Below are 10,306 nucleotides of genomic sequence, written 5' to 3' on the forward strand. Positions count from 1 at the left end.
TGTTTCTTTTTATATATATATGTGTTAGAGAGGTATGAATCAACCATTTTCAACGCTATTTATTATGCTTGTGCAGCAGCTTTGCCCAATGCTTCGCATTCTTCTGAATTATTCGGTGTTTCATTAACAATAGCTGTACCGATAACCGTAGCACCTGCATCTTTTACACGTTGTTCCCATGCATCCATCCATTCGCCAGTACCCCAGCCATAAGAGCCAAATAAGCCTACTTTTTTACCGCTTAATTTGGGTAATAAATCAGCAACAAACGGTTCTACTACAGTTTCTTCTAATTCTTCTGCTCCCATTGCAGGGCAGCCTAATAAGATAACATCTTTAGATGCTACGGTATCAACATCCGTGTCATCAAACAAAACTGATTCAACTTCTGCACCTGCTGCTTTTGCTGCTGCTTCAATTTCTTGGGCCATTGCTTCCGTGTTACCAGTGCCACTCCAATATACGATTTCTACCATAACAAAATTCCTCCTTACGCTACAATGAGCGATTCTAATGATGTCCCCACAGCAAGCTGCCTACTATAGGTTCGACGACAACATTCAAACTTACGGAACAGTTGCATTGCCTTTTCCGTATCACCATAAACTTTCCATTCTCCACATAATTTAGCATGACAACCTCTGTGTTGAATAAAACCACAAACATCATCTAAAGGATAGCCTAGAAACAAGCCTAATTCATGAGGAAAACAATCACCTACAGCAAACCGTTCTGACAAATGCTCCAACATATCTGCTAAGGGAATACCTGGAGTATACCCATAAGCTTGCAAAAAACATTGAACTGCGTTTTCTTGCAAATGCTGCTGTACCATACATGGTCTATATACATATAACAACGTGCGTTGTGGACAACCAAACAAAATCTTAAAATGAAGTTGTTTTTCATTGAATTTTAGATTATACTGCTCAATGATAGCGGTATAATCCTTTTCTTTAGGACAACAGGGGAGACACAATAAAGTACCCATTTTTAATCCTGCTAAGGTCGCAGAACAATAAGAAATGAAGAAATTATCTAATTCCATATACTTTCTCTCCTCTCATGACCTAAAGATAATATACCAATAATGTAAATCATTGTCAATACATGGTATCTTGCAAAAAAAATATTCCCTCTAATTCAGTCAATCACGCTAAATAAAATAAGTTTTATTTCTCTATATTAAAAATATTTTACATATAATACCTTTGTTTACATGCTTATTTTTTCTTCTCCCTTCCTAATAAGGGTAGATTTTCCAAAATGGAATCAAGTATAATAAAAACATATAATGCTATTATTGATTATATATCTTATTTAAAAGTACACCTATACGCTGTATCTACCTACTAAAAGGAGTTTGTTATGCCAAAAAAATGGGATGTTATTCTAATTATTACCTTACTTTTGTTATCACTCATTCCGGAAGGAATATTCGTATTACAAAAAACGACCCATCCTGTACGCACGCATGCGGTCATCCATGTAGATGGAGCCATTTATAAAACCATTCCCCTAACGGGTCATAAAGGAACCTTTCTATTTACTATCCATACATCCAAAGGCTATAATACGGTTGTCGTAAAAAATGAATCAATCGGCATTACCAATGCTAATTGCCCTGATAAATTATGTGTCCATCAAGGATTTATTTCTCAAGTAGGTTCAACCACTGTTTGCTTACCTCATCGGGTATTAATTGAAATCAAATCAGATCAAACCACCACTCCCGATATTATTCCTGCACATTAGAGGTGATTATCCATGAACAATACCTTTCGCATTATTTTACTAGGAATATTTGTCGCACAATCATTAGTTTTATACATCATTGAAGGCTTTATCCCTATCCCCTTTATCGCACCTGGTGCAAAATTAGGCTTAGCCAACTTAATTACAATCATCGCTTTATATTCCTTACCTCGAAAAAAAGATGTCTTTTTTATCGTCCTATTACGAATTATTTTATCCGCAGCTTTTGCGGGTGGAATAAATACCTTATTATATAGTATTGCCGGTGGCGTATGTAGTCTTCTCAGTATGCTACTCTTACAAAAAACTCGCCTTTTTTCACTATTCGGTATTAGTGCAGCTGGAGGAATATTTCATAACGTGGGTCAAGTCATTGTAGCAGCTTGTATCGTAGAAAACATTCATATTTTTCTCTATTTACCCGTTTTATCACTTGCCGGTGCTGGTACCGGCATTCTCCTCGGTATCATCGCAACTTTTACCCTACAACATATAAAAAAATTGCCCTTAATAAAGCGCCTTCATACCTTATCTTAACTATTTGTTATATATAATAAAAAGAATGCTAACCCATATGGGTCAGCATTCTTTTTATTACAAACACAAAATCAATATACACCTAATACCTAAGAAACCTGCACACCATATTCATCTACAATCGATAGGTTACAGATAATCGCACATAATCTCCTAAAGAGAAATTTTCCGGCGTATACAGCGTATCCCGTTTTTGCAACCCTTTGGCGCCAAACGTATAGAACCCTTGCAACAACATCTTTTTCTTAGGTACATAGCTAAAACCAAACGTAAACGAACGAATACCGTCCAAATACCGATCGGGTACATCTGCTCCCGTGCCACCAAAGAAAGCACCATGAGCAAACGCCTTATAATCAAGATAAGCCTGCCAACTTCCCCGGCGTTCCGTATCCGCCCGGCCTATATCCAGCCGTACTACGCCGAAAGCGGGAGCCGTTCCCGTGTCGGTAGGCACACCGTACATATGACCGCCGTGGAAATATTTACCCAACGAAGAGAAATTCATACCATACTCAGCCGAAAAAGCGGCATGATTTCCTAACTTCGTCTGTATACCTAAGGCCAATACATTCACGCCATTCATATCGGTTCCCTGCACGGTCTTCGTATCACCTACTGAACGTACATGCCATACTTCCAACCCTACTGTCGGCGTGATCTGTTTCTTAATTTGTACAACCCCCGCTCTTTTGATAGCAGGGATTTGATCTTTTACCAGCAAGTATCCTTCTTGAATGATGGACTTGGGTCCTCCCGGCAGTGGCACAGGAGCCCCCTCCATAGGACCATAGCTGCCATCATGAAGCAGGTTTGAAAACAATTTAGAAACTGCACCGGCTCCGTTCCGCTCAGCATACCCCGGTGTTTTATCGTCCATAGCATACGCATGGTTTCCCACGTAAGCGGCAAAGAATTTATCCATCTGCTCTTCCTTCGTCAGCACTTCTCCCGTTCTTGCATTGATAAATTCAAATTTCGTCTTTTTTACATTTTTATAATAATCAACGATACCATCATAGATATCTTCCATCATAATCCGGATATTCTTTTCTTTCATCTGCTCTTCGATACTGAAATGTCTTTCCGGTACTTTAATGACTTGCCTGAAACCTGACCAATCCGCTCCCCATGAAGTCTTAGGCATCGGGTCCTGTACCACGGCCTCTCCATACCTTCTCTTCGTCCATTCATCTCCGACTTTTCTTTTCTCGTTTCTTTGGGAAGTGAAGGAATACCAATCTTCAATCGTCCCGTCAGGAAGCCGTACCTGGGCATCCGCATAAGCAAAAGGTCGATAAGGCCATTCTTTACCGAAACTCCCATGACTCATATTATACATCATTTGATCATAAGCAGACCGGTAAGGAAGTCCTGCACTTTCCATTTTCTGTTTTCTTGCCTCTGCATCGGGATAGTCAATCTTTTTCAGAATTCCTAATAATTCCCGGGCCACACTTAGTTTTTTCCGGGCAATTTCCACATCACTCAGATTGGGATCCCGGACCCATTCCCCTTTTTCATTTTTCACTTCACCGGCATGATTAAATTTCTCACGATAATTATATTTCCCTTCCGGCTCATAAGTCATTGGATAAATAAGTCCGGATTTTCTATCACTAAATCCATCATAAATACCAAACAGTTCGTTTGTCGTCGGAGCCCGGTGAATCACTTTTTTTTCTTTATGGTTATAAGCGCTGTCCGTCACCCCTGTCGTATGACTAAAGTCACCATATCCAATCCGGATCTGCCAACCATATTTTTTATCCGTATACACCAACCGTACGCCATCATATTCTTTATCAAACCAATACCCGGTAATGCCCAATTTTTCATGCAGTCTACCAAGAGTGAAGTCCCACTTATTGGTTTTGGCATTAATTTCCATATTTTCCAATCTTACATGGTTCAGCCCTTTTTCAGGAGCTACATTGTACTGACCATCTATCTTTCCCGTACTTCCTAATACGTTCATGCTCAGGGTGTCGCTCCATTTAGCAGCCAACCCCAAGCGCAGGCGCTGCTCAAACCCATGTCCCGGACGATCTGCATTATTTATGGCGGCTCCTTCTGTTGCTGATGTTTCTTTTGTATACCGCATGCCCGCCTTATTTTCACCACTGTATATATTGTCCCGGATCCGGTAATCGCCAGTGAGTTTAATGGCGCCCTTTTTGTCTGCTCCACTTTCATAGCGAGAGAGGAACCAGTACGGATCTCCCAACCAGGTTCCCAAAGAGAATCTGCTACCGTCGAAAAGATTTTCAAGACCATTTAATTTCATATTCATTCCCACACGGTACGACCGTTCCTGATAAGCACGGTCATCGTCCCTGTGGTTGAATATATTATCCACGCCCAGATATACCGAAGTATTTTTATTTAATTTCTGCTCCAGAAGGATATTCCAGATGCCGAACGTCTTTTCTTTATATTCCGCTTTCTTCTTGATGTAAATTCCATCAGCATTTTTTTGGTACCCCCCCTGTACATTCCCGGAATTGCTGTCCAGCATCCGGATATAGTAATCGGTCCATAAAGAAGCCCGGAAGCCGCTCTTATCATTTTTATAATTCAGGCTGAAATCAATCTTATGCACCGGTCTGTCAAGCAGACGGGAAGGCAAATCTTTGTCCGTCTTGTTTACCGCATGAAGCCAAGTATACCCCAAATTTGTACCCCAGTACTGATTCCATTTATGCTGTACTTCTGCTTCCAGTCCGGTGATTTCTGCCCGTCCAACATTCCGGAATGAATAGATGCGGTCGATAGATACAGGGACTGTATCATTATGAAAATTGAAATCAATATACTGTCCTGTAAAGTAAGGAGTCAGATAATCAGTAATCCGGTTATGGAAAACTCCGATACGGACATAGGTATTTTTATTTTCCCCTTCCAGTGATACATCGACATTAAAAGATTTTTCCGGCTTCAAACCGGGATTGCCAATCCAGTACCAGCCGGGATACTCCATACCGGAGCCGCCAAACATCTGCCAGCTGTAGTACAACTCATCCAGTCCTGGTTCCGCATAGCCGGTGCCAACATTCATTTTCAGACGGCGTTTTGACCGGATTTCGTAAACGCCTCCCAGATTCGCCGTGATGTGACTGCCAAAAAGGCTGCTGTTATCTATTCTTAAGACAGGTGTCAGACGGAATTTATTCGTTATCTGCCAGGAATCGGAAAGAAAAACATACTTTTTACGGATAGATGCTTCTCCAAGGGTAAGGACATTTTCTCTTTCTTTAAATATTTCACCAAACATCTTTCCATTATAAGTCAGTCCCGATGACCCATTAAAGTATCCGTCTACTGCATAATCCTCTGAAATTTGATTGTCACCATCCCCGATTTTCGTTGGATTCTGTTCCTTTAAAATTTTTTTAAATGCATCATTTTTTGCCAGAATGGCATTCCGCTTTTCTTCCAATTCTTTAGGTCCGGTATACTTCACAGTCTTCGTTTTAAAATCATATTGGCAATATGAATTATATTCTTCATAGATATTTTCTGCATTTTTATATTCTTCATATGTCATTGGTGGCAATTCTTTTAAGGAATCGGATCCATAATATTCTTTATTCTTGTCCCAGATAAATCCATCTTTTGTTTCTTTCAAAATGAACGCATGTACATGAGAATGAGGTTTATCATCTTTGCTGGCTGTATTATCCACGACCCAAAGCGATTTATCATAATCCCATGGATCAATTTTTTGTAAACGGGTATGGGGTGCTCTTTTCATGCGCGAGCCTTCGCCCTTTTCCCTGCTGTATCCGGCACCATAGGTCAAAAAATGGCTGTCATTCACAGCGGTATTGAAAAGAGTATCCACGGTCCAGCGGTTGTGTCTGACCCAGTCCACGCCTCCTAAATCATTCGCACCGGAATATTCATCATGACCATTGCCATAGTAGGTCAGCAATGTGATGTCATCTTCCTTCGACTTGCCATAGGAGAGGCTGATTTTCCAGTCCGTCTTTCCACTTTGTCCGGTATAGTCCATCCGGTACCGGTCTCTTTTTATTTTCCGCTTAAATATCTGCATCGGTTCAAAGAAGGACCCCAGTATATCCTCAGGATTGGCTGATTTATTTCTTCTTTCTACATCTTCTAAATCGGTCGTAATCTGAAAGGACAGTTTGTGATTTTTATTAAAATCATATTTTCCCTGAAAACTTACATTTTTCATTTCTCCATAATAGCGCAGCGATGGCCGGAAATCTTCAAACCAATTGATGCCTTTTTTATATTCTCTTCCTCCGGCGTTTACCGGGTCGATATCCCGTTTGGATGCGGTAACGGCCACCTTCAGTTTGCCGACCCGACCCGTATCCCCGCGAAAATAGTAATTCATCGGCAAAGAGGTGCCGCGAAAATCATTGCGATAGCGAAATTCCATGCCCAATTCCGCACCCGCCTTGGACGACGGCTGTTTCGTATGGACATCAATCACGCCGCCGATGGCATCGGCGCCATATTTTGCCGACGAAGCGCCGCGTACGATTTCCATATGATCAATATTTTCCGCGCCCATACGCAGCAACGCATCCCCAGCGCCTCTGTATTTTGATAAATATCCCATTACCGGTTGTCCGTCCACGACGATCAACGTATGCCGCGGTTCCGCGCCGCGAATGGATACGCCCACATTCCCCATGGCATCTACCGTTCGCAGCACCCCGGTTTGTCGGAATACCACATCTTCCGCCGATTTAGCGCGAACTTCATTGATATCCGCTTTTGTAATGACACTGATACTTTGTGAATCGTTCTTAGCATTTTCTTGTACCGCATTTGCCCGCACATGGACATTCCCGGTCGTCACGGCTGCCGTGGCGCCGACTGCCCCTCCCGAAATTGTCAACCATGCAAAGATGGCTCCGGATAAGGCGGCGGTACGAGATATACGCATTCGTTTCTCGTTCATCCTATATACTCCTCTCTTGTCTTCCTATATAAACGAATTGCCGCACTCCTTGCGAAATACCCGCAACGAGCCCCTCCGCGACAATGGCAAATTCAATATGTACTGCTACATAACTACCCCATTTTATAATACACCCAACATGTATACTTGACAAGTATTTTGATATTTATTCTCTCTTTTATCTTCCTTGCCCACCTTAGCCTGTATGCCCGCAGCAACCACATTCGCCACTTTCATATCGGTTCCATGAATGGGCTTCTTATCCCCTAACGAGCGTACATGCCATACTTCCAAACCTTTATAAGATACCTAACATGTATACTTAACATCCTCTTTTATATTTTCATACCCTAACAAACAATAACCCCCTTCTTAGAAATTTCTAAGAAGGGGGTTATCCCTTTTCACGATACATTAATTATTTTCTATCAGCGACTGCTCTACTATTTCACATAAAATATGACCAATCATAATATGCATTTCTTGTATACGTGCCGTAACAGTAGCTGGTACGCTGATGCATACATCACAAAAAGGAGCCATCTTACCACTGTTTTCGCCAGTAAACCCAATCACTTTCATGCCCATTTTCTTTGCTACAGCTAATGCAGACACCACATTTTTACTCGATCCCGAAGTAGATAGCCCAATCGCTACATCTCCTTTATTACCAATACCACGTACTTGTCGAGCAAATACCACATCATATCCATAATCATTACCAATGGCGGTTAATACCGACGTATCTACCGTCAATGCTAATGCTGGATACGGTTCTCGTTCTTTCTGAAAACGCCCCATAAGTTCTGCAGCTAAATGTTGTGCATCCGCCGCACTTCCGCCGTTACCAAAAAAGACAATTTTTTTTCTTTGCGAAACGGCATCGCACATAATCTTACTCGCTTGTTCAATTTGTGGTATGACAGAAAAGGTTCCCTCTAATACGGCCTTATGTTCAGCCATACGTTCCTCTATAATTGACATGATAATCTCCTTTTATTATTTATTTTCAAGAAAATGGATTTTACCATTATTCGGATTCATCGTACATCCATGAATGGTAAGTGTCTTGGGTAAATAAGGATTCTGTTTCAATCGTTCAACTATATCGTTAAGTGCTACCGTAGCATCTGACTCAGGCAACGTCCATACTTCTAACTGCGGTTTTATCGCATCAATGTCTTGTTGTGCAACTCCCGCTTGTTTCATTTTTTCACATAACGAAGAAGCCGTGGTATGTGCCATCCCACAATCTTCATGCGTAATGACAATGATTTCTGTTACACCTAATTCATATACAGCGACTAATAAGCTACCGATAGCACTATCAAAAGATTCCGTAATCCGGCTGCCCGCAATTTTAATCATCACTGCCGAACCTCGCATAAGCCCCAATGCAGGTTCTAATATATATAACAAACGCGTATCCATACAAGAAATAATTGCCACATGTTTAGATGGTTGTTTATCAATTTGAGGAAGTCCCCCTTGTGATCTCATCACTTTTAAAAATTCTGTATTTGCTTCTTTTATTGAGTCTAATACGGTCGCCATTTGCCCCTCCTATTTTTTATTTTTTTCCCGAATATACGCATCTATGCCACGCGCTACTTTTCGTCCTTCTCGCATAGCTAATACTACCGTTGCCGGTTTATGTACAATGTCACCCGCGGCAAACACTCCTTCGCAACTAGTCATCCCGTACGGTTTCTTACTAGTAACAATATATCCATCTGGGTTAATAGCTAAAGAAAATGAACGTATTACGTCCAATTCAGGTTTATTGCCAATAGCACCAATAATTTTATCAACTTCAATGGTTACCATATCTCCTGTTGGCACCATTGTCGCATCTTCTAAGATCTGCTGTTTCTCATATTGTAATCCCGTTACTTTATCAGTTCCAATAACCGCTTTAGGTGCTGCATAAAAAGTAAATTGTACACCATCTAATTTCGCTTCTTCATACTCAGAAGGTAAACATTTCATGTTTTTCTCTGCTCGTCGATATACAATCGTAACGTCTGCCCCCAAGCGAATCGCTGTACGAGCCGCATCAATAGCAACATTACCGGCACCAATAACAGCCACTCGATCCCCTTTATATACAGGCACTGACGATAATGGAACTTTTCCTAGTTGTACATCTTCCACTTGTTTTAAAAAAGCCGCCGCACCAAGTACTCCTTGGCATTGTTCATTCGTAATACCTAAATTCCACTCATCAGCAGTACCAAAGCCAATAAACACGGCTTCAAACCCATCGTCCCATAAGGATTGCAACGATTTATCTACCCCTATCTTAATGCCGTATTGCCAATGAGCGCCCATACGAGTTAACGCATCCGCTTCTCGTTGTACCACATCTTTATGTAACCGAAAAGTAGGAATGCCATAAGTCAACATCCCCCCCGGACAGTCTTTTGCCTCAAAAATAATCACCTCATAATCAAGAAGCAATAAATTACGTGCTACAGCTAAGCCTGAGGGACCACTGCCTAAAATAGCAACTTTACCAGCACTTCCCTTACTAACATGGAAAGGAGTAACACCCATTTCAAATGCTCGATCAGCAATAAACCGTTCTAATTTACCAATTTCAATTGGTTTTCCCTTCCGACTCCACACACATGAGCCTTCACATTGATTTTCACGCGGACACACACGCCCACAAATAGCTGGTAAATCACTATGATTATAAATATACCCTATCGCTTGCGGAATATCTCCACTAGCTAATGCCTGAATAAATTTAGGAATATCATTGCCAATAGGGCAACCACGCCGGCATAATGGTACTTTACAGTGAAGACATCGTGTTGCTTCAACCGCTACCTCTTCTGGTGTAAAATCCCTATCGCGTATCGGTTCTTGATAAAATGAAGTTAACCGATTGTTTTCTTCAGACATGCTTTACTCCGCCTTTCTTATATCGTTAGCCACCATTTTATTAGCTTACATCTATACGAACATCATATCCTTTATTATATATATTCCTACTATGTGGGTCAAATAAATCTCTTCAATATATACTAATAAAATAAAAAAAGCTTTCTGTTGCCAGAGACGTCGACT

The 10,306-nt window shown here is 41.1% G+C and carries 9 protein-coding genes; 2 read left to right on the forward strand and 7 right to left on the reverse strand.

Annotation, left to right across the window (positions count from 1 at the left end; all coding sequences use genetic code 11):
* Positions 1–62 precede the first annotated feature (62 nt).
* Entirely contained in the window at positions 63–476 is a 414-nt protein-coding gene (locus HMPREF1040_RS00720; protein ID WP_007392000.1) for a flavodoxin, read from the reverse strand.
* A gap of 14 nt (positions 477–490) precedes the next feature.
* Positions 491–1,048, reverse strand: coding sequence for a DUF3793 family protein (locus HMPREF1040_RS00725; RefSeq protein WP_007391981.1), 558 nt, complete (start codon positions 1,046–1,048; stop codon positions 491–493).
* Positions 1,049–1,368: 320 nt separating this feature from the next.
* On the opposite strand from HMPREF1040_RS00725, the gene HMPREF1040_RS00730 reads away from it, so the two are divergent.
* Positions 1,369–1,755: a NusG domain II-containing protein gene (locus tag HMPREF1040_RS00730; RefSeq protein WP_007391983.1), complete on the forward strand. Its 387-nt coding sequence runs from the start codon at positions 1,369–1,371 to the stop codon at positions 1,753–1,755.
* A 12-nt stretch (positions 1,756–1,767) separates the two neighbouring features.
* Positions 1,768–2,292: a Gx transporter family protein gene (locus HMPREF1040_RS00735; RefSeq protein WP_007392001.1), complete on the forward strand. Its 525-nt coding sequence runs from the start codon at positions 1,768–1,770 to the stop codon at positions 2,290–2,292.
* 115 nt (positions 2,293–2,407) lie between these two features.
* Here the strand turns inward: HMPREF1040_RS00735 and HMPREF1040_RS00740 are convergent, their stop codons facing one another.
* From HMPREF1040_RS00740 to HMPREF1040_RS00755, 5 genes are all read right to left on the reverse strand, one after another.
* On the reverse strand, positions 2,408–7,231 hold the full coding sequence (locus HMPREF1040_RS00740) for a TonB-dependent siderophore receptor (protein ID WP_007391987.1): 4,824 nt from the start codon (positions 7,229–7,231) through the stop codon (positions 2,408–2,410).
* 123 nt (positions 7,232–7,354) lie between these two features.
* Complete coding sequence (locus HMPREF1040_RS08075; protein WP_007391989.1) at positions 7,355–7,525, reverse strand: hypothetical protein; 171 nt, start codon at positions 7,523–7,525, stop codon at positions 7,355–7,357.
* Between the two features lie 120 nt (positions 7,526–7,645).
* Positions 7,646–8,215, reverse strand: a complete 570-nt coding sequence (locus HMPREF1040_RS00745) for an SIS domain-containing protein (protein ID WP_007392009.1) — start codon at positions 8,213–8,215, stop codon at positions 7,646–7,648.
* A 15-nt stretch (positions 8,216–8,230) separates the two neighbouring features.
* A complete protein-coding gene (locus tag HMPREF1040_RS00750) occupies positions 8,231–8,785 on the reverse strand; it encodes a carbonic anhydrase (RefSeq protein ID WP_007391997.1) in 555 nt (184 codons plus the stop codon).
* Between the two features lie 9 nt (positions 8,786–8,794).
* Entirely contained in the window at positions 8,795–10,141 is a 1,347-nt protein-coding gene (locus tag HMPREF1040_RS00755; RefSeq protein WP_007391986.1) for an FAD-dependent oxidoreductase, read from the reverse strand.
* Positions 10,142–10,306: the final 165 nt, after the last annotated feature.

This window comes from Megasphaera sp. UPII 135-E (genome assembly GCF_000221545.1).
In the GTDB taxonomy this organism is placed as follows: Bacteria; Bacillota; Negativicutes; order Veillonellales; family Megasphaeraceae; genus Megasphaera; species Megasphaera hutchinsoni.